The organism is Hahella ganghwensis DSM 17046 (genome assembly GCF_000376785.1).
GTDB classification, from domain to species: domain Bacteria; phylum Pseudomonadota; class Gammaproteobacteria; order Pseudomonadales; family Oleiphilaceae; genus Hahella; species Hahella ganghwensis.
The window spans coordinates 20,570-38,824 of the sequence record NZ_AQXX01000079.1 but is presented as its reverse complement, the minus strand read 5'-3'; the positions used below and the strand labels follow the sequence as shown (position 1 = coordinate 38,824).

The following is an 18,255-nucleotide window of genomic DNA, read 5'->3' as shown; positions in this document are numbered from 1 at the left end:
GCCATCACAAACCAACCTCAAACCGTAATTTCCCGTAGAAAAATCACCTGCAAAAAAAGTTGGCGGTTATCGCAGCTACCCGGTCACTACCCCTGGGTAAAGGTCAAAGTGTATGGTTTTAAATCGCCAAGTGTTTATTGGGCTGTGCTGCAGGAAAATGAAACCCTGTTAGCTGCTCTTTTTCCAAAAGGGGTTTTTGTGGTAACAAGAAACAAAGAGCCTGTTGTTATTGGCCGTCGGCGGGAGTCGATATAAGGTCATGGTAATAACCGCAAAGTTTACAAATATGGGGGTTCTTCCACAGGACCCCTATAAGGGGCTGCAAGCCCCCTGTTAATATTTCCCACGATCACAATAAAGCAAGTCTTTATGAACCCAGGTATTTGTAACCAATTTACTGGCGTTAAGCTCTTCACAGGATTCATTTACTTGCTCCCGCCATTTCTTTGGACGTGTCGATTCAGATCCACACATCAGTCGGAAGGTTTCTAGTTTAAGTGGGTAAGGATTTTGGTGTGAAGCAAAGTAGTCAAACATCCGTCGAGTTGTTGGGGATAATTTACGGTAAATGTCCCAGATAAACTTTGAGTAATGATCCCCAGCAAATAGCATCACCATTTCTTCATCAATCAATACCTCACAACGGGAGGTTTTCTTTCCTCGATCTACAATCCGGAATCGACTGATAAGGGAGAGCGATTCTAGCCGGCCAATTCTCTTAGATTCAAATTGCATTGCTGATGCTTGTAGCCGTGTCAGGCATTCTTCAGCCTTTTTATAATAACGCCCATTGATAGACCACCCAACGTCACGGCACAGCTCGTAAAAGGTGAATTCAATTGGCGTGCCAATTGGGCACCTTTTTGAGTAATCCATCACTTGCTGCCAAACAAGTTCGTCATCTTCCGCACGTAACTCAATGCCAGTAAAAAAAATCGCAACATCTTTGTTAACATGATAAATAGGGTGGCTCTGTAGGGCTTCCCGAGGTTGCCGTTTGTTCCTGACTGTAAATAAAGCGCACCTGGCATAGTCATTAGGCAACGCCCTCATGCTGTCCGCCCATGGAGCAATGTCAAAGAGTGATAGCTGAGCCTCTTTTATTTCTTCCTTGGTTTTATTAAGTAAGCTGGCTTGTCTTGCCTCTTCAACTTTGGAAGCCAATGCTTCTGCAGCAGCAGCGTACTTGTTGCTATTTTTTTTCTTTGCTGTCATGTACTACCCTCCTGGAATTGCTCCCCTAAGATACTGGACTTAATCGAAATTTGCAGTCTTCGGTGACGAATATCTGTATCACGTGTAAGATTCCCGATAAACTTCAGGTTCTATGGCCTTGGAGTATCTCCATAATCCTGGGGACTAAGTATAGCTATACTTTCTAAGGGAGTCAAAACTTTAGCGGCTAAAATATGGAAGATACTGACAGACAATCCGTTTACAACTTTATATTTTTTACCAATGTGTTGCGAATTCTAGATGAGCGACACATGACCAAAAATGAATTGGCAGATCGATCAGGCGTATCAGTATCGTTTCTTTCGGACCTAACGACTGGTAAGGCCAACCCTTCTCTTAAGGTAATGGAAGCCATTGCAGCGGCACTTGAAGTGTCATTACCGCTTCTTTTGGAGTCAACAGATTTAGACCGAGAAACATTAGAAGCGTTGGCAGGGGGTAGGGTGCATACTAGCTTGCCAACTGGATTTGAACGTGTATCTGTTGTTCTGCCTGAATACAGGGCTTTCCAAGTTAAAAAATGGGGAGAGGAAACCCAAAAAAAACTAAGGAAGATCAGCCCGCCTCCTAACGCACACAAATAGCCTCTAAGAGTCCCGCCAAATATAGAGCGGCGTTTTAGCCGCTAAATAGCCAAAACATTGCGAAATGGAGCGACATTTTATGTCGATTCATTGGATACAATGAGCCCCTTTTTGTGCTTCAAAATTCGAGATAACAAAAAACTGTAAGCACAATGTTGGATATGACATAATCTATCCTTTCAATATATTGCACCTATGGATATTTCGGTATATCGTATATATCGAAACTAATAATGCTGGCATTGAGGCAGGCAAAGGAATGAACGGAACTGATCAAGTTGCTGATTCTGTTAAGAATCGCGCCAAGAAAAAGCTAGAGCGTGATATGGGGGCCACACTGTTGGCCGCTTTAAACGACCCTAAGACGGTTGAAATCATGCTTAACGCTGATGGAAAAATATGGCAGGAACGCCTGGGTGAAAAGATGTGCTGTATTGGCACACTAAGGAATGCTCAGGCTCAAGCCATCATTGAAACTATCGCCGGATATCACCGTAAAGAAGTTACACGAGATAATCCAATTCTAGAGGGAGAGTTTCCTTTGGATGGGTCGCGTTTTGCTGGTCAACTTCCCCCAGTTGTTCCCGCTCCAACGTTTGCGATCAGGAAAAAAGCGGTGACTATCTTCACCTTAGAACAATATGTTGAAAATGGGATTATGACGCCAGGACAGAAAAAAGTTCTGGTTGAGGCAGTTAAAGCTCATAAAAACATACTTGTCATTGGTGGTACTGGTACCGGTAAAACCACTCTAGTTAATGCCATCATCAATCAAATGGTGGTGAACGATCCAACCGAACGGGTATTCATTATTGAGGACACAGGAGAAATCCAGTGCGCCGCTGATAACCACGTTCAGTATCACACAACTATTGACGTCACTATGACGCAGTTGCTTAAAACAACCTTGCGGATGCGCCCTGACCGAATACTGGTTGGTGAGGTCCGTGGAGCGGAAGCACTAGACCTGCTTGACGCCTGGAATACAGGCCATGAAGGCGGGGCAGCAACCCTACACGCCAATAACGCAACTGCTGGCCTAGCTCGCTTACGGTCGCTGATTACTCGTAATCCAGCGGCTCCCACCGAGATTGAACCGTTAATTGGTGATGCGGTTCATATTGTTGTTCATATCGCCAGAACACCTGAAGGTCGCCGGATACAGGAAGTGTTAGAGGTATCTGGATACCGAGACGGTCAATACATTACAAAATCTCTTTGAAACTAGGAGTTTAACTATGGAATTTTCTTTACCCTCAGTCCGCCTGAATCGCACGACTATGGCCTATTTAGGCCTGTTTGCTGCGTTGTTTTTCCTTATGTCCTTACAACCTGCTATGGCCTCAACAGGTACTGGTGGGGGACTTCCGTATGAAGGGTGGTTAACAAACTTTAGAAACTCAGTCACAGGCCCTATTGCCTTCACACTCTCAATTGTTGGGATTGTCATTGCAGGTGGTGTGCTGATTTTTGGTGGTGAACTAAATGCCTTCTTTCGGTCCTTCATCTTCCTGATCCTCGTCATAGCCTTTTTGGTTGGCGCGCAAAATATTATGTCAACCTTCTTTGGTCGAGGCGCGGAAATTGCCGCATTGAGCAATGAAGCCCTTGAGCATCTTAGGTTTGCCGTTATTAATTACGCTGATTCTGTGCGGGCCGTTTAAAAATGGCCTTGCGCACGATCCCTTTACGTAGGGCTGGAAATCGAGAAAACCTGTTCATGGGCGGGGATCGTGAGCTGGTTATGTTCTCAGGACTGATGGCAGGGGCACTGATCTTCAGTGCCCAAGAACTGAGAGCAACGCTTTTTGGCATTGCTTTATGGTTTGGCGCACTGTTCGTGTGCCGAATCATGGCAAAGGCAGATCCAAGGCTCCGGCATGTGTACTTGCGGCACCGCCGTTACAAGTCCTATTACCCAGCGCGTAGCACGCCCTACCGTGAAAACACTCCAAGTCAAGGGAAGCAATACAAATGACGATAAGTTTTATTACATACGGCATAGCTTTTAGTGGTGCGGTACTGCTGCTTATCCTCTATGCCAGGATTCGCCAAGTTGATGCAGAATTACAGCTAAAAAAGCATCGTTCAAAGGATGCGGGTTTGGCCGATTTGCTCAACTATGCTGCGGTAGTTGATGACGGTGTGATTGTATGTAAAAGCGGTGCGTTTATGGCTGCTTGGCTGTACAAAGGGGATGATAACGCGAGTAGCACCGATCAACAGCGAGAAATGGTATCAATACGATTGAATCAAGCGTTCTCTGAGTTAGGGAATGGCTGGATGCTTCATGTTGATGCCGTTCGGCGGGCGGCTCCAGGCTATCCAGATAGGCAGCTGTCGAATTTCGCTGACCCAATATCTCAAGCCATCGATGAAGAGCGTAGACAGCTATTTGAAAGGCTGGGAACTATGTATGAGGGCTATTTTGTAATAACCCTAACTTGGTTTCCTCCAGTTCTTGCTCAACGTAAATTTGTTGAGCTTATGTTTGATGATGAAGAACAAGTGCAGGGAACGAAGGCCAGGACGAAAAACCTTATTCGACAGTTCAAACGTGAGATTTCCAGTATTGAGAATAACCTTACCTCGGCAGTGAATCTGACTCGCCTATGTGGACAAAGGATTGTCAATGAGGACGGAGGGACTGTCACTCATGATGATTTTCTAAGCTGGTTACAATTCTGTATCACTGGGATTACTCAGCCAGTCATATTGCCAAGTAATCCTATGTATCTAGATGCCTATCTTGGTGGTCAGGAGCTATGGGGCGGTGTAGTCCCCCGGATTGGTCGTAAGTTTATTCAGGTTGTCGCTGTAGAAGGTTTTCCTTTGGAGTCACACCCAGGGATTTTAAGCGCTTTGGCTGAACTATCTGTTGAATATCGGTGGTCTTCTCGCTTCATCTTCATGGATCAACACGAATCAATTCAGCACTTAGACAAGTTCCGCAAAAAATGGCGCCAGAAAATCCGTGGTTTCTTTGACCAAGTTTTTAACACAAACAGCGACCGGGTTGATCAAGATGCCGTGTCAATGGTCAATGATGCCGACGCAGCAATAGCAGAAATAAATAGCGGTCTTGTTGCGGCAGGATACTACACAAGCGTAGTTATCTTAATGGATGAGAATAGACAGATTCTGGAACAATCAGCACTCAAAATAGAAAAGGCCATAAGTGGGCTTGGTTTCGCTGCCAGGACAGAGACTATAAACACCATGGATGCGTATTTGGGTAGTCTTCCAGGGCACGGTGTTGAGAATGTCCGCCGGCCATTGATGAATACTATGAATTTGGCAGACCTACTGCCAACTAGCAGCGTCTGGACAGGTAACGCAAACGCACCATGCCCCTTATATCCGCCACAATCCCCGGCATTGATGCAGTGTGTAACACATGGGTCAACTCCCTTCCGTTTTAACCTGCATGTTAGAGATTTAGGACACGCTCTAATGTTCGGTCCAACCCGGGCAGGGAAGTCCACGCACTTGGCTCTTATCGCGGCCCAGCTGCGACGTTACAGGAACATGACGGTATACAACTTCGATAAAGGTATGTCGATGTATCCGCTAACTAAAGCTGTGGGAGGAAAGCATTTTTCCGTAGCCTCTGATGACTCCACTTTGGCTTTCTGCCCATTACAGTATTTGGAAACAAAAGGCGACAGAGCCTGGGCTATGGAGTGGATCGATACTATTTTGGTGTTAAATGATGTTGTCACCACTCCTGCTCAACGTAATGACATTGCAAATGCCATTTACAGTATGTACGAAAGCGGGGCAAGAACACTGTCAGAGTTCTCTGTAACCGTCCAGGATGAGCAAATACGTGAAGCCATCAAGCAATACACAGTAGATGGAATGATGGGGCACTTGTTGGATTCAGAGGAAGACGGGCTATCACTTTCTGACTTCACCACGTTCGAAATAGAAGAACTGATGAATCTTGGCGAAAAGTTTGCCTTACCAGTATTACTTTATCTATTCCGGCGTATCGAATGCAGTCTGAATGGTCAGCCAGCAGCTATTATCCTGGATGAAGCATGGCTAATGCTTGCGCATCCAGCTTTCCGTGACAAGATCAGAGAATGGTTAAAAGCCTTTGCTAAGAAGAATTGCTTAGTTTTGATGGCAACTCAAAGTTTATCAGATGCTGAGAGGTCAGGCATTCTTGATGTCATTGTGGAGTCTACTGCCACTAAGATTTTCCTACCCAACATCTACGCACGTGATGAAGACACAGCGGCACTCTATCGCAGAATGGGTCTTAATCAACGTCAAATTGAAATCCTCGCAAAAGCGATCCCCAAGCGACAGTACTACTGTGTTTCTGAAAGTGGTCGAAGGCTATATGAACTAGCGCTTGGACCACTAGCACTGTCATTTGTAGGTGCGACTGATAAAGAGTCAATCGCAACGATTAAACAAATGGAACGTAAGTATGGTGACCAGTGGGTGAATGAATGGCTTAGCAGCAGAGGTGTTGTACTCGATAATTACATGGACATGGAGGCTGCAGCATGAGCGCACCTTACACACAAGTATTGAAAGGGCTGATTTTTAAAAAGTCCTCAGCTCCTGTAAAAGCTGAAGAGGCTCAATCACAACCAATTAAAGATTCTGAAAATCCATACCTAACTGCCCGTAGAACCTGGAATGAACATGTTGGTTCTGTGGTTTCTTCTCGGCAGACTTGGCAAGTGGTTGGCATTCTCTCACTACTCATAGCACTTGCTAGTGTGGGAGGTATGATCCAGATCGGAAGCATGTCTAAGTTTATTCCTTATCTAGTTGAAGTCGATAAATTTGGAAGGACGGCTTCAGCTGGACCAGTCCAACAGGCCTCAAAAGCTGACCCAAAAATAATTGGGGCAGCAGTCTCTAAATTCATTGAGGACGCCCGCCTAGTAACACCCGACATTGCGATTCAGCGGAAGGCCGTTTTTAACGTTTATGCGCACCTAAGCCCGAATGATCCAGCCACAACAAAAATGAATGAATGGATGAACGGCAGTGAGGATTCAAGCCCTTTTGTTAGAGCTGCCAAAGAAATGGTGAGCATTGAAATTACCTCTGTACTTTCTCAATCCCCCGACACTTGGCAGGTTGAATGGGAAGAAATCACACGAGATAGACAGGGAGAAAAGAAGGGGCTGCCAGAGAGGATGAGGGCTCTGTTAACCGTATATACAGCCGAACCGACTGAACAAACAACAGAAGACCAGCTACTTAAAAATCCACTGTTGATATATGTCCGTGATTATTCCTGGTCACGCCTGCAATAAGGAAATGAAAACTATGAATAAGCACCTTATTAACTTAATTCTCAGTGTCATGATTACGGCATCGGCCTTGACTTCAGTCACACAGGCGAATGAGTTGGAAGACAAATATTTTTCTAAAGACAACCCAAGGTTGACGCAGCAAGAACGCGAAGCGTTGGCGATCGCTCAAAAGTGGCAAGCGTCTGAATCCAAGAGAGGAGTCAAAGCGTTTGCAGGCTCTGACGGATCTATACAGTTTGTATATGGAGCCCAAACGCCAAGCATCGTTTGTGCAGTCCTGCAGGTTTGTGATGTCGCATTGCAGCCAGGGGAACAGTTTACAGGTCTCAATGTTGGTGACTCGGCACGTTGGCAAATTGAACCTGCAATCTCTGGATCTGGTAACACAGCAGTTATTCACATCATGATTAAGCCCAAAGATGTGGGACTATCAACTAGCTTAGTTGTCACCACGGATCGGCGTAGTTATTACATTAAGCTACGTTCCCACCGGACGGAATTCATGCCGCAAGTGTCTTTCTCCTATCCGGAGGAAGCACTTGCAAAATGGGATTTGATCCGAGTTCAACAACGCCAGCAAGTGAAAGAAAACACAATACCCTCTACTGGTGAATACCTGGGCAACCTGTCATTCGATTACGAATTGTCAGGCTCAGCTCCATGGAAACCTTTGCGAGTGTATAACGATGGCGTGAAAACCATTATTCAGATGCCTAACGCCATGCAACAAACAGAGGCACCAACTCTCTTGGTTGTAAGAAGAGAGGGCGGGCTATTTACCGATCCAGAAACCGTAATGGTCAATTATCGAGTTCAAGATAATCGATACATTGTTGATACGGTATTTGAGAAGGCAATCTTGATTGCCGGCGTTGGCAATGCTCAAGACCGTGTAACCATCACCAAAGGCGTGTCTAAAAAGCCCTCAGCAACACCATTGGGACGGGGAGAACAATGAAAATACTAGCACTGCTATTCATTATCATAGGTCTGTCTGGTTGTGCCACAACACAGCCAAATCCAAGCCCTTACGGAAACTTTGTAATAGATCAAATTGCAAATGATCAACAAAAAATGGCAAACGACACCATTGAACAACTTGTTTCCCTATACCCTCCTGCAAAAACACAGTTTGAGCTTAAACACTCCATGACGGATGTGTTTGGAGCCGCCCTGGTTGCTGGAATGAGAGATCGAGGCTTTGCCATTTTGGAGTTCAACCCTGTCACAGAAGAAACTGACGGAGACGGCTTGCCTCTAAGGTATGTCGTTGATCAGTTTACGGACGCAAACCTATACAGAATAACCGTTCTAATAGGTGATCAGTCCATTACACGTGCATATACAAAGCAGAATGGCACGGTCCTTCCTGCCGGGTATTGGGTCCGAAAGGAGTAAATAATGAGCACAACTACTGATCAAGATGATGTAATGTCGCCTGATGCTTCCCCTGGAACAGTATCAAAGTCAGGGGTTCGTCGCGTCAACAATCGCCCTATGTATCTTCTTGCGGGCGTGCTTGGGGCCTTTCTATTGGTAATGATGATGGTGGCTGCCGACCGGGCAGAACAGCAGAATGCACCCGTAGAGGGACCACAAGAGTTTGCAGGCAATACCACAATGTTTGCTAACGAAATCACAAGCGAACATGTTGAAGGAATTGTCCCAGCAGCTCCGCCTGAGCTGCCAACAGCAGATGAATCAACATCAGTTGATGAAGAGGGCGGCACAATGATAACCGTAGCTCGTCCTACAAATCTTGATGAACCACCCACACCGCCTGAACGCACCGAGGCAGCGAACCAAGAAGCTGAACGTATCAGGCAACAGAAGTCTGAGGAAGCTCAACGTATACGGATGGCAAAACTTCAGATGTTAGAAGAAGCAGCAGGATCTAAAACTACAATCCAAGTGTCCGCACCTGTAAGTCAAAGGTCAGGATCAACACTGGCAACACGTAGTAGGCCAGAAACACGCCAAGAAATGATAGACGAAATAGCAAGGGTTCGCCGGGAGATTGCATCTGTTCAAAGTGATGACCCTACCGCAGCATATCAACAAAGACTGGCACAAATTCAGTCAATGACGGGAATGTCTACTGGCGGAGCTCCGTCAGGGGGAATGGAGCCAACCTTTATGGCTACGTCTGCAGGAGGTGAGGGTTATGGAGGGGCCGGATATGCACAGTTTGATAATAGTGGTGGCGGGGATCGATGGGCTCATAATTCGAAGGTAGAGCAGCCAAGATCGCCTTATGAGTTAAGAGCCGGATTTGTGATCCCTGCAATTCTTCTGTCTGGCATCAACTCAGATTTGCCAGGGCAAATAATGGGGCAGGTTTCGCAAAATGTTTACGACACAGCTACTGGCCGTCACTTGCTGATTCCACAAGGATCGCGGTTAGTAGGCTCCTATTCAAGCGACGTTGCCTATGGTCAGAACCGTGTCTTAGTTGCATGGCAAAGAATCGTTTTCCCTGACGGGAAAGCCATGGACATCGGTTCTATGCCTGGTTCTGATAGTGCGGGTTACTCGGGGTTTCACGACCAAGTTAACAACCACTATTTCCGCCTATTTGGGTCAGCAATTCTTATGTCCGGGGTAACTGCCGGAATTAGTTTGAGTCAAAAGGATGACTCCGACTCAGATAGTCAAAGAACCAGTGATGCCTTAAGTGAAGCTTTGGGGCAGCAACTAGGGCAGGTGGCATCACAACTCATATCAAAAAATATGAACATTGCTCCAACGCTTGAAATTCGTCCGGGGTATCGCTTTAACGTCATTGCAGTAAAAGACCTAACCTTTAGCTCACCCTATCGTTCATTTGATTATTAACAAGAGGGAAGAATAGTGAAACGAATTAATTTAGCGGCTAAATATTTTACCGTGTCAGTGATTATTCTCTGTAATTTGGCAACACCTCCAGCCAATGCTGGAATTCCAGTTATTGACGGCACAAATTTAGCTCAAAATATCCTTTCAGCATTAGAGGCTGTATCGCAGACCGCTAAACAGATTCAGCAGTATCAAACACAACTGCAGCAGTATGAAAACGACCTGCAAAATACTATGGCACCGTCTGCGTTTTTGTGGGATAGGGCAGAGTCCACAATAAACGATCTAATAGATGCCTCAAATACGCTTGATTACTACAAAACCGAGCTTGGAAGCTTGGATAACTACCTGAATAAGTTTGGCAGTGTAGCTTATTACAGGGGGTCTCCATGCTATTCAACCTCGGGTTGCACTCCAGCGGAATGGGAGGCCATGGAAAAAAATAGAAGGCTGGCATCGGAGTCTCAAAAAAAGGCCAATGATGCTCTGTTCCGAAGCCTAGACCAACAACAAAACAACCTTGAAAGTGACGCACGACAATTGCAGAGACTTCAATCTACTGCGCAGAGTGCGGATGGGCAACTTGCAGCTATCCAATACGCCAACCAGTTTGCCAGCAATCAGTCAAATCAATTGCTTCAAATTAGAGGGCTTCTGATTGCTCAACAGAACGCTACAGCAACACGCATGCAAGCGACTGTTGCCAAAGAGGCCCAGGAAGAAGCTGCTGCAGAGCAGCTACGTAAAGGAAGCTATGTGCCAAGTCCGGCACGTAGCTGGTAAGGGGGCGGAATGATGTTTACAAATCACTTTAACCGCCTATTCCTGGTGTCAATATTGGCGTTTTTAACTGGCTGCTGGGAATCGGATATGCCAGAAGTTAATGAGCAGAATTGTCTTATGGAAAATATAAAGAAACTTGACGAGGAGATTAAACAAGAGTTCGCGAGTAAATGTTTGCGTCGTGTTAACACCAGGGCGGGTGAGTTCAAAGAAAGCCCTCAAAAGGAATGGTGAGGAGTCCAACTAAGTATGAATAAGGTTGCCAAATTTAAGAGTGCAGTGCCTATCATATTATTGCTCGCACTCATCTTATCAATGCCGGCTCATGCTGCAATAGATAATTCTGGGCTCCTGGACAGCGTCCTAGCCAGATATAACGCCGCTGCAGCAACATGGGCTGGTGTCATCACCAATGCAGCATCCTGGTTGTTCTGGACCTTGGTTATGATTTCAATGGTTTGGACCTTTGGAATGCTGGCATTAAAGCGCGCTGACATAGGTGATTTTTTTGCCGAGTTTGTCAGGTTCATAATCTTCACTGGTTTTTTTTGGTGGGCTCTAACCAATGGTCCTAACTTTGCGTCGTCTATATACCAATCCTTAAAGCAATTGGCTGGAAACGCCACTGGTCTAGGGGGTGGTCTTTCGCCTTCAGGCATTGTTGATGTGGGCTTTGCCATTTTCGACAAAGTTCTAGATCAATCAGATATATGGTCCCCTGTTGACTCATTTGCAGGGATCACTATTGCTCTGATAATTCTCATCATTTTGGCGTTAGTAGGGATCAATATGCTTCTCCTGTTGTGCTCCGCTTGGATTCTGGCTTACGGGGGGGTTTTCTTTCTAGGTTTTGGAGGGTCACGCTGGACTCATGATATAGCCATAAACTACTACAAAACTGTGCTAGGTGTGGCCGCGCAACTAATGGCTATGGTCCTGCTTGTAGGTATTGGCAAGACCTTTCTTGACGACTATTACACCCATATGAGTGCGGGAATTAGCCTGAAAGAAATGGGCGTTTTATTAATTGTCGCTGTTATTTTGCTTGTGTTGGTCAACAAGGTGCCAGCACTGCTTTCAGGTGTAGTTAGTGGTGCAAGTGTTGGCGGCGCAGGTATAGGGACAATGGGAGCCGGGGCAGCTCTGGGAGCCATGGGGGTTGCAACTGCGGCGGCGGCTGTCGGAGGTGCTGCAGCGGCTGCAGGTGCTGCGAATGCAGCTGGAGGCGGACAAGCAATCATGGCAGCCATATCTAAGGCAAGAGAAAACGTAGAGGCCGGTACAGATGTAATGTCTGGCCTTGGTAGCGCTCTGCAACAGAGTATGGCATCCAGCGGCTCCACAACAGCAGCAAACGACGGAACAACTACGCCATTTGCAGAGGCCGCTGGAATTGGCAGTGGAGGAGGCGGCAGCATAAAAGCTGCAGCGTCTAAAGCTGGGCGAATTATGGCAGACACTGGGGCCAATTTAGCTAAGGGTGCTGGATCAGTTGCCAAGGCTAAGGCTGATGGTATGAAAGGGGCTGCTATGGGTCGCATAGCGGAGACCACAGGCGGAAAAATTGCCACAGCTATTAAAGGGATGGGGAGTGATAGCGGGGATTCAATCGGTTCAACTGGAATGGACTCAGGATCTGGGTCGGAAGGTTCTGGGTCGGAAGGTTCTGGATGGATCAATCAAACTGGCGGCTTTAGCTCACTATCACCTGAAGACCAGGAAAAGGCCAGTGAATCACATGCTGAATGGCAAGAAAGCAACCCCGAAAGAAATACATTTGATGTTGAGGATTATGTCTCTTATGTACAAGAACACCAACAACAGCGAAATTCTGAAATAGCCGGATTCGTTAATAAAAATCGCTAAAACCGAAAGGAGTCAAAAGATGAAACAAGTGTTGATAGCCATCACTCTGTTTATAAATATGCTTGTTGTTACTACGTCTGTTAATGCTGCCTCGCAAGAGGAATGCAAAATATGGCTTTGCTTACCTGGAGGGTTTCCTTCCGGATGTGGTGACGCATATTCAGCCATGCTTGACAGAGTTAAGCACCTAAAACCTCCTTTGCCTAGCTTCTCATCATGTGCAGTAAATCCACCTAGTGGGAGTGGTAGTCACATGTCATCTCTGTTTGGCACAGCAGCTTATGTCCCTCCGTATAAATACTGCTCTTCCTGGGGGTATAGGAAACAAGGCGATGATGACAACGTCAAGTATTGCAAAGGTTACTCTTATACAGAGGAGAAATACGTTAAAGGTACGATCTGCAGAAAGATTCGCACTGGTGATAGCGATGAATACAGGATGAGCCCTGAGCACTGCTCAAGAACCTATCGGTACGTTGAGGTATATACAGAAGGTGCCCAGCAAGGCCCGACTCATTACTTTTGAGAGTATTAAAAGTGCCCTTTGTTATTGCGGATCTTCCCCCAATGCCCCCACAGGTCCAGGAACGGGTGGTTTGTTCTATTGCAGCAGCAGTCAAATATGAGGTTCCTGCAAATATAGTCCTGGCTGTTGCGGAAAAGGAAAGTGGTAAACCTGGGCAGCGAGTACGGAATACAAACGGGACTGAGGATATTGGGTCAATGCAGATCAATACTGTATATCTTGAAGACCTTGCACAATACGGCATTACAGCCGATGACGTAGCAGCTCCTGGCTGCTACTCCTTTGACCTCGCAGCTTGGAGGCTCCGCGGTCACATCCTAAAGGATAGTGGCGATCTGTGGACCAGGGTCGCCAACTATCATTCTCGAACTCCAAAATACAATGCGATTTACAGAGCTGATCTTATGCAAAAAGCCGCCAATTGGGCTGATTGGCTTGATAAGTATTTTGCTACTCGAAACTTCCAGGAGGGGAAGAAATGATTAGCAAACAACAGATAAAAATCCCTGGCGCTGTGTTACCGCAACTTCGTATAGCAAACGGAACTATTGAAGTTTTGAAGTGGGTTGGCCTTGTTCTCATGACAGGGGACCATGTAAACAAGTATCTTTTTAACGGTACTCTGCCAATTCTTTTTGAGGCTGGCCGGTTAGCACTTCCTATCTTTGTTTTTGTATTGGCATTCAACCTATCTCGTCCAGGCCAGCTAGAAAAAGGCGCTTACCTACGCGCAATGAAACGCTTGGCCTTCGTTGGGGCAATGGCCTCTGTTCCATTCATTTCCCTGGGAGGCCTCTATGCTGGCTGGTGGCCTCTAAATATTCTGTTCACATTATTTGTGCTAACCGCTACGGCCTACTTGTGTGATCTAAGGCGATTTTGGGCAGCAGCATTAGTATTTGCCGTTGGGGGTGGGGTGGTTGAGTACTGGTGGCCAGCAATTCTTTTTGGGATGGCTGTATGGTCGTATAGAAAGAATCCCTCGATATTAAGTGCCAGCATAGCAGTTGCTTCATGCGCTGGACTCAGCGTTGTAAATGGAAATTATTGGGCGCTAGCTGCCTTACCTCTCTTGATCCTCGCTGCTCGCTATGATCTCCATATTCCGCGCCTAAGCATATTGTTTTATAGCTACTACCCACTACATCTTGCAGTTATTTGGTTAGTTCGAATCCCAATGAGTCATGCCGGCTACCTATTTTTTTATTAAAAGGAGTTTTCAAATGCAAAGAACACTTTTCATGGCGTTATTTCTGGGGCTTCTTGCAGTAACGAACCAGGCGCTTGCCAAGACAAACAACTTTGAGCCCGTCTCTCATACAGTGTCTGTTTCATTCAAAGATGGAAGCTCAACGTTTCACCCGAGCCAGGTAGTTGCAACGATCCTTGAAGCCGCCAGGGATGCTGACATGATAAATATTAGTGGCAGAACCAGCACCCTTAAACCAAGCCGAAAAGACGAGGCTCTAGCTTTGGCTAGGGCTGTGTCTGCCCGTAACTACCTAGTATCGCAAGGGGTGTCACCGCTAAAGATAATGATTAACTACGTATCAGCAGCTGATTTTATTGCTGATAACGGTACGCCTGAAGGGCGCTACCTCAACCAGCGCGTAGACATTCAAATGATCTACGTACCTGTTTATTGAAGGGAGACGATAGAAATGGCAACACTGAATAAAACCAAAGAGCTTTTAGAAACTGTAAGCAAGCAAAATGGGGTAATTCCTGGCTGGATGGCTAAAGATGCCCTTAAGCGACTTGATACTAACAACCCTGACACAGAACGAACTGAGGCCATAATCAAAAAGCTAAATGAAAGTGAAAAGCATCCAGCTTTAGCGGATAAAATCCGGAGTGCAGAGGATGAAATCAAAGAACACAAAAAAGTGAATCAAGAAAGGCCTCAGAAACGAGGCCTTAAGTTGTAAGTTGTACATATTTTGAGTGGGTCTGACGCGCCTACTCATTTCCTTTATTCATCACCACTTTGAAAGCTTCTCTAATTTCCTTCTGCATTTCACCATCACCATCTGCAATGTCAGAGAGGGAAAATGGTACTACCGTGTCCATATCCTCTCCACACAAAGCCTCCCATTGTTCTGGTTTAGACAACGACTCCCTAATGGGAGCCAAGGCCGTTGCGGGATGCACTTTACAACTATCTAGAAAGCTAGGGTTTATGCCCGGCCCACCAGTGGGTGTAAACCAGCGAACTAAAAAATTGTTAAAGGGAATCCGTGGCTCGGTCACATCATAGCGGTCTCCCCAAAATGCCACGGCATTTGCTTGAAGCTTTTTACCTGCAAAGTATCCAGTACCAACAAGTACGGCGACTAATACAGCCACTCCAACAAAAAACACCTTTAATTGGTTCATATCCTATATTCCTGTCGTTTTCTTATCCGAGGCTCTTTCTTTACTATCACCACTTTTAGGCATACTCCAAAACACCATACCCCAAATAGCCATACACACCATCATGAAAACCCCTGCAGAAAGCGGATCCTCAAACACCAAACACAGGACATAGAAGAAACCACCACCGACCAGGACAAAGGCCAACCACTCTCGCCAATTCATATTCATATCTATGTTCCTATTCTCCATTTACATCCAACCTGTCAGCAGCATTCTTGTACAAAGCCCAAATTCTTTTTACTTGGCTTTTACTGCATCCAGCTAACCTAGCTGTTTCTTCAATTGTATTGCTTTGACGTAACCTTACTATCAACTCATTGGTTTTTTCGTCTGCCTTTCGCCCCTTATATTTACCGCTCTTCTTCGCCTGCTCGATCCCTTGTCGTTGCCGTTCTCTGCGGTCCTCGTAATCGTCACGTGCCATCTGTAGGGCCAGCTTTAAAAGCATTTCCTGAATGGACTCCAACACAACCCGGGAAGCTCCATTTGTTGTTAATGTCACGTCTGTCAGGTCCACAACACCAGGAATAACCAGCCGTGCACCCTTTGCCTTGATAGCATTGATAAGTTCCTCTGCATCTTGCAACGGAAGACGGGTAACACGGTCCATTCTCTCAGCGATTAGGGCCTCTCCAGGCTGCAGATCTTCAATCAAGCGAAGCAATACAGGCCTATCAAGACGAGCACCAGAGGCCTTTTCTCTATACACCCCTGCAACATAGTACCCCGCCTCCTTGGCATCATTAACAATCCTCTCCTGGCGCGCTAAATCCTGTTCATTTGTACTCACCCGTAAATAAACACGTGCCACCTGGATTGAGTCCACTTGCCCCCCCCTATAACTTAATTAGTTTTTCTGTCGTCTATAAGCCAAATAAGAAATACAACAATCGATATCAATAATGGCAGGAATCCCCAACCACTAGTTGACACAAAGCTTATAAACCAATCGGAAAAATCCAGGCTTTCCGCGTTTGGAGCCATGATCAAAACTATTGACGTTTTTCCTTCATTTTCATGCGCCATCTTGTCATTAGCATACCCAAGTAAGGTGAATGCAATGAATAATATTAATACCAGCGCCCCATAGTACCGCTTTAGTAATTTTTTAATCACACGAGCACCTTCAAAATAGTGACTGTTTATTTTCTCCATTACATTCCCTGGCAAAGGAATGACATTTCTTTCTTATCGCAAAATGTCTCAATAGCACTTAAGCCGCCCCATGCAACTAAGCCGCACACCACACCAGCCGCAACGACACAAGCGACCGCCCTCCTCTCCTCTTTGCAATATAAGAAAAGAACACCACTGAGAAGCAGGAAAAGCGCAAACATCCCCACCGCCATCCAATTAATTACAGTTGTCAAATTGGTGTCAAAAAAGAGGGCAACTCCACTAAACAAACCAAACAAGCAAAACAGAATAATCGTCACAGTAGTGCCCGGTAGGGCTTTATATAACCGTGTAATGTCTCGCCCCATAATAGAAGCAATGGAATATAGAAATCTTCCCGACATAACAGACCTACTCCTTTTTCAATCGGTTTAATTATTTGCTGTGATATTCTCTACAATCCGCAGGCTGGCTTCTCGGGCACGTTTGCTGCTAATCATATAGGCAATAGCAATAGTGAAACCTATGGAGCCAATGAGGTTGAGAATAGTTGTTGAGGCCGAATACACCGGAAATTCAGCTACACCAACCGCCATAAGAGCTATTACAAATCGCACCCACCGGTTATCCGGTACGAAACTTACAATAACGGCAATAGTCCCTGCAAAAATGAAAAAAAACATATAGTCGGCCATTATCTATCCCTCTTTGCAGTCTATTGAATATCGTCTTTAGTAATGACTTTTCTAAGACATTGACAACAGTGACCATTAACAACTTGTTTGTGTTCACATATAGAGCCAAACCGCCTTTTTCCCTCTTTATACAGTTGCTCCTGAAAAGATTTATCTTCTGACTTCTCTCGACTCTTTTTCATATTTTCCTCCATGGGTCTTTGTATCCATTATTAACAATGCCTTTTCTTAAAGTAAGTATTTTGTAGTTCTCCTGATGCCGGCGGGAATTCTCCAGCAACTCAGCTATTTGTTTATCAATAGTTGACATATCTTTTTCACCAATCCTTTTGAATGTGATGTTTAAAAGTGACTCGTAGGAGCAAGTCCAATGTTGCCCGCAATTTCATCAGGCTTTCACCTGACGGCATTTCTTTGATGGTGTCTCCAATCGGGCTGATTAGTCCGGATTCGGAACACCCGAAAACAAGGCCAGCCGTTCCACAATGCAGCGTAGCGAGTTCAGCGTCTGGAATTTGGTCGGTATTGATCGACTTTCCGACTAGGTGAAGGGCCGATGTGATTAGGTAGGCGTCATTTTCATTGATCTCAATGCCATCATTGGAGATATCAAAGCCTAAATGCTGGAGAATTTCAGTAGGTGTCAGTTTCATAGATGTTCCTTAGTCGGTTTGGTATCCATTTTCATTCCTCTGACTGACTAATATGGGTATACGCTATTTAGCCCCCGTTTACGGGAGCGGTCAAAAATATAAAGACCGAGTCAAAAAAGCCCCCTATAAATAGCCAACCCTATTTGGCCATACTAAACCCAGAAAACAAAAAAATCCAGTATATCGAAATTTAGCGGCTAAAATATTCTAGCAAAACAAAAAAGCCAGCATTGTGCTGGCTTTTTTACCTCTAAGTTA

At 45.6% G+C, this 18,255-nt stretch carries 26 protein-coding genes; 18 read left to right on the top strand and 8 right to left on the bottom strand.

What is annotated here, in order from left to right; all coding sequences use genetic code 11:
• Window positions 1–255, top strand: a 255-nt coding sequence (locus F566_RS37280) for a hypothetical protein (RefSeq protein WP_026179770.1), incomplete at its 5' end; no start/stop codon positions are given.
• Window positions 256–333: 78 nt separating this feature from the next.
• Here F566_RS37280 and trfA read toward each other — a convergent pair.
• Window positions 334–1,215, bottom strand: a complete 882-nt coding sequence (gene trfA, locus F566_RS0105010; protein ID WP_020405883.1) for a plasmid replication initiator TrfA — start codon at window positions 1,213–1,215, stop codon at window positions 334–336.
• A gap of 194 nt (window positions 1,216–1,409) precedes the next feature.
• Between trfA and F566_RS0105005 the strand changes: the two genes are divergently transcribed.
• The 17 genes from F566_RS0105005 to F566_RS0104925 all read left to right on the top strand — a co-directional run bounded on the left by F566_RS0105005 (window position 1,410) and on the right by F566_RS0104925 (window position 15,043).
• Window positions 1,410–1,820 carry a transcriptional regulator gene (locus F566_RS0105005; protein WP_020405882.1) on the top strand — a complete coding sequence of 137 codons (411 nt, stop codon included), beginning with the start codon at window positions 1,410–1,412 and terminating at the stop codon, window positions 1,818–1,820.
• A gap of 259 nt (window positions 1,821–2,079) precedes the next feature.
• Window positions 2,080–3,042: a P-type conjugative transfer ATPase TrbB gene (gene trbB, locus F566_RS0105000; protein WP_020405881.1), complete on the top strand. Its 963-nt coding sequence runs from the start codon at window positions 2,080–2,082 to the stop codon at window positions 3,040–3,042.
• A 16-nt stretch (window positions 3,043–3,058) separates the two neighbouring features.
• Window positions 3,059–3,484 carry a conjugal transfer system pilin TrbC gene (gene trbC, locus F566_RS0104995; RefSeq protein ID WP_020405880.1) on the top strand — a complete coding sequence of 142 codons (426 nt, stop codon included), beginning with the start codon at window positions 3,059–3,061 and terminating at the stop codon, window positions 3,482–3,484.
• Window positions 3,485–3,486: 2 nt separating this feature from the next.
• Window positions 3,487–3,798: a conjugal transfer protein TrbD gene (locus F566_RS0104990; protein WP_026179769.1), complete on the top strand. Its 312-nt coding sequence runs from the start codon at window positions 3,487–3,489 to the stop codon at window positions 3,796–3,798.
• Window positions 3,795–6,344 (top strand): VirB4 family type IV secretion/conjugal transfer ATPase, encoded by a 2,550-nt coding sequence (locus tag F566_RS0104985; RefSeq protein WP_020405878.1) that lies wholly within the window; start codon window positions 3,795–3,797, stop codon window positions 6,342–6,344. Before F566_RS0104990 ends, F566_RS0104985 begins: the two co-directional genes overlap by 4 nt.
• Complete coding sequence (locus tag F566_RS0104980; RefSeq protein ID WP_020405877.1) at window positions 6,341–7,105, top strand: conjugal transfer protein TrbF; 765 nt, start codon at window positions 6,341–6,343, stop codon at window positions 7,103–7,105. Before F566_RS0104985 ends, F566_RS0104980 begins: the two co-directional genes overlap by 4 nt.
• A 13-nt stretch (window positions 7,106–7,118) precedes the next feature.
• Window positions 7,119–8,063 carry a P-type conjugative transfer protein TrbG gene (gene trbG / locus F566_RS0104975; protein ID WP_020405876.1) on the top strand — a complete coding sequence of 315 codons (945 nt, stop codon included), beginning with the start codon at window positions 7,119–7,121 and terminating at the stop codon, window positions 8,061–8,063.
• Window positions 8,060–8,503, top strand: coding sequence for a hypothetical protein (locus tag F566_RS0104970; RefSeq protein WP_020405875.1), 444 nt, complete (start codon window positions 8,060–8,062; stop codon window positions 8,501–8,503). Before trbG ends, F566_RS0104970 begins: the two co-directional genes overlap by 4 nt.
• Window positions 8,504–8,506: 3 nt before the next feature.
• Entirely contained in the window at window positions 8,507–9,940 is a 1,434-nt protein-coding gene (locus tag F566_RS0104965; protein WP_020405874.1) for a TrbI/VirB10 family protein, read from the top strand.
• 15 nt (window positions 9,941–9,955) lie between these two features.
• On the top strand, window positions 9,956–10,723 hold the full coding sequence (gene trbJ / locus F566_RS0104960; RefSeq protein ID WP_020405873.1) for a P-type conjugative transfer protein TrbJ: 768 nt from the start codon (window positions 9,956–9,958) through the stop codon (window positions 10,721–10,723).
• A 9-nt stretch (window positions 10,724–10,732) separates the two neighbouring features.
• Entirely contained in the window at window positions 10,733–10,957 is a 225-nt protein-coding gene (trbK, locus tag F566_RS0104955; protein WP_020405872.1) for an entry exclusion lipoprotein TrbK, read from the top strand.
• A 15-nt stretch (window positions 10,958–10,972) separates the two neighbouring features.
• The gene (trbL, locus tag F566_RS0104950; protein ID WP_020405871.1) at window positions 10,973–12,589 is read left to right on the top strand and encodes a P-type conjugative transfer protein TrbL; all 1,617 of its coding nucleotides are present in this window, start codon (window positions 10,973–10,975) and stop codon (window positions 12,587–12,589) included.
• 253 nt (window positions 12,590–12,842) lie between these two features.
• Window positions 12,843–13,115, top strand: a complete 273-nt coding sequence (locus F566_RS37585; protein ID WP_245555146.1) for a hypothetical protein — start codon at window positions 12,843–12,845, stop codon at window positions 13,113–13,115.
• Window positions 13,116–13,156: 41 nt separating this feature from the next.
• Window positions 13,157–13,597 carry a transglycosylase SLT domain-containing protein gene (locus F566_RS31980; RefSeq protein WP_051085269.1) on the top strand — a complete coding sequence of 147 codons (441 nt, stop codon included), beginning with the start codon at window positions 13,157–13,159 and terminating at the stop codon, window positions 13,595–13,597.
• The gene (locus tag F566_RS0104935; RefSeq protein WP_020405868.1) at window positions 13,594–14,325 is read left to right on the top strand and encodes a TraX family protein; all 732 of its coding nucleotides are present in this window, start codon (window positions 13,594–13,596) and stop codon (window positions 14,323–14,325) included. Before F566_RS31980 ends, F566_RS0104935 begins: the two co-directional genes overlap by 4 nt.
• Before the next feature lie 13 nt (window positions 14,326–14,338).
• A complete protein-coding gene (locus F566_RS0104930) occupies window positions 14,339–14,761 on the top strand; it encodes an OmpA family protein (RefSeq protein ID WP_020405867.1) in 423 nt (140 codons plus the stop codon).
• A 15-nt stretch (window positions 14,762–14,776) separates the two neighbouring features.
• Window positions 14,777–15,043, top strand: coding sequence for a hypothetical protein (locus tag F566_RS0104925; RefSeq protein WP_020405866.1), 267 nt, complete (start codon window positions 14,777–14,779; stop codon window positions 15,041–15,043).
• 31 nt (window positions 15,044–15,074) lie between these two features.
• Here F566_RS0104925 and F566_RS35230 read toward each other — a convergent pair whose 3' ends face one another.
• The 7 genes from F566_RS35230 to F566_RS0104885 all read right to left on the bottom strand — a co-directional run bounded on the left by F566_RS35230 (window position 15,075) and on the right by F566_RS0104885 (window position 17,997).
• Complete coding sequence (locus F566_RS35230; RefSeq protein WP_020405865.1) at window positions 15,075–15,491, bottom strand: hypothetical protein; 417 nt, start codon at window positions 15,489–15,491, stop codon at window positions 15,075–15,077.
• A 3-nt stretch (window positions 15,492–15,494) separates the two neighbouring features.
• Window positions 15,495–15,701 (bottom strand): hypothetical protein, encoded by a 207-nt coding sequence (locus F566_RS0104915; RefSeq protein WP_157496664.1) that lies wholly within the window; start codon window positions 15,699–15,701, stop codon window positions 15,495–15,497.
• 10 nt (window positions 15,702–15,711) lie between these two features.
• Window positions 15,712–16,359 carry a recombinase family protein gene (locus F566_RS0104910; protein ID WP_020405863.1) on the bottom strand — a complete coding sequence of 216 codons (648 nt, stop codon included), beginning with the start codon at window positions 16,357–16,359 and terminating at the stop codon, window positions 15,712–15,714.
• A 17-nt stretch (window positions 16,360–16,376) separates the two neighbouring features.
• The gene (locus F566_RS0104905) at window positions 16,377–16,688 is read right to left on the bottom strand and encodes a hypothetical protein (RefSeq protein ID WP_020405862.1); all 312 of its coding nucleotides are present in this window, start codon (window positions 16,686–16,688) and stop codon (window positions 16,377–16,379) included.
• Window positions 16,688–17,053, bottom strand: coding sequence for a hypothetical protein (locus tag F566_RS0104900; RefSeq protein WP_020405861.1), 366 nt, complete (start codon window positions 17,051–17,053; stop codon window positions 16,688–16,690). The genes F566_RS0104905 and F566_RS0104900 overlap by 1 nt, the downstream gene beginning before the upstream one ends.
• Before the next feature lie 27 nt (window positions 17,054–17,080).
• Window positions 17,081–17,344 (bottom strand): hypothetical protein, encoded by a 264-nt coding sequence (locus F566_RS0104895; RefSeq protein WP_020405860.1) that lies wholly within the window; start codon window positions 17,342–17,344, stop codon window positions 17,081–17,083.
• Between the two features lie 317 nt (window positions 17,345–17,661).
• A complete protein-coding gene (locus tag F566_RS0104885) occupies window positions 17,662–17,997 on the bottom strand; it encodes a hypothetical protein (protein WP_020405857.1) in 336 nt (111 codons plus the stop codon).
• Between the last annotated feature and the right edge of the window lie 258 nt (window positions 17,998–18,255).

Excerpts from the sequence above, each read along its gene's own strand:
- trfA (WP_020405883.1), bottom strand. The coding sequence starts at position 1,215 with ATGACAGCAAAGAAAAAAAATAGCAACAAGTACGCTGCTGCTGCAGAA.
- F566_RS0105005 (WP_020405882.1), top strand. The coding sequence starts at position 1,410 with ATGGAAGATACTGACAGACAATCCGTTTACAACTTTATATTTTTTACC.
- trbB (WP_020405881.1), top strand. The coding sequence starts at position 2,080 with ATGAACGGAACTGATCAAGTTGCTGATTCTGTTAAGAATCGCGCCAAG.
- trbC (WP_020405880.1), top strand. The coding sequence starts at position 3,059 with ATGGAATTTTCTTTACCCTCAGTCCGCCTGAATCGCACGACTATGGCC.
- F566_RS0104990 (WP_026179769.1), top strand. The coding sequence starts at position 3,487 with ATGGCCTTGCGCACGATCCCTTTACGTAGGGCTGGAAATCGAGAAAAC.
- F566_RS0104985 (WP_020405878.1), top strand. The coding sequence starts at position 3,795 with ATGACGATAAGTTTTATTACATACGGCATAGCTTTTAGTGGTGCGGTA.
- F566_RS0104980 (WP_020405877.1), top strand. The coding sequence starts at position 6,341 with ATGAGCGCACCTTACACACAAGTATTGAAAGGGCTGATTTTTAAAAAG.
- trbG (WP_020405876.1), top strand. The coding sequence starts at position 7,119 with ATGAATAAGCACCTTATTAACTTAATTCTCAGTGTCATGATTACGGCA.
- F566_RS0104970 (WP_020405875.1), top strand. The coding sequence starts at position 8,060 with ATGAAAATACTAGCACTGCTATTCATTATCATAGGTCTGTCTGGTTGT.
- F566_RS0104965 (WP_020405874.1), top strand. The coding sequence starts at position 8,507 with ATGAGCACAACTACTGATCAAGATGATGTAATGTCGCCTGATGCTTCC.
- trbK (WP_020405872.1), top strand. The coding sequence starts at position 10,733 with ATGATGTTTACAAATCACTTTAACCGCCTATTCCTGGTGTCAATATTG.
- trbL (WP_020405871.1), top strand. The coding sequence starts at position 10,973 with ATGAATAAGGTTGCCAAATTTAAGAGTGCAGTGCCTATCATATTATTG.
- F566_RS37585 (WP_245555146.1), top strand. The coding sequence starts at position 12,843 with ATGTCATCTCTGTTTGGCACAGCAGCTTATGTCCCTCCGTATAAATAC.
- F566_RS31980 (WP_051085269.1), top strand. The coding sequence starts at position 13,157 with ATGCCCCCACAGGTCCAGGAACGGGTGGTTTGTTCTATTGCAGCAGCA.
- F566_RS0104935 (WP_020405868.1), top strand. The coding sequence starts at position 13,594 with ATGATTAGCAAACAACAGATAAAAATCCCTGGCGCTGTGTTACCGCAA.
- F566_RS0104930 (WP_020405867.1), top strand. The coding sequence starts at position 14,339 with ATGCAAAGAACACTTTTCATGGCGTTATTTCTGGGGCTTCTTGCAGTA.
- F566_RS0104925 (WP_020405866.1), top strand. The coding sequence starts at position 14,777 with ATGGCAACACTGAATAAAACCAAAGAGCTTTTAGAAACTGTAAGCAAG.
- F566_RS35230 (WP_020405865.1), bottom strand. The coding sequence starts at position 15,491 with ATGAACCAATTAAAGGTGTTTTTTGTTGGAGTGGCTGTATTAGTCGCC.
- F566_RS0104915 (WP_157496664.1), bottom strand. The coding sequence starts at position 15,701 with ATGAATATGAATTGGCGAGAGTGGTTGGCCTTTGTCCTGGTCGGTGGT.
- F566_RS0104905 (WP_020405862.1), bottom strand. The coding sequence starts at position 16,688 with ATGGAGAAAATAAACAGTCACTATTTTGAAGGTGCTCGTGTGATTAAA.
- F566_RS0104900 (WP_020405861.1), bottom strand. The coding sequence starts at position 17,053 with ATGTCGGGAAGATTTCTATATTCCATTGCTTCTATTATGGGGCGAGAC.
- F566_RS0104895 (WP_020405860.1), bottom strand. The coding sequence starts at position 17,344 with ATGGCCGACTATATGTTTTTTTTCATTTTTGCAGGGACTATTGCCGTT.
- F566_RS0104885 (WP_020405857.1), bottom strand. The coding sequence starts at position 17,997 with ATGAAACTGACACCTACTGAAATTCTCCAGCATTTAGGCTTTGATATC.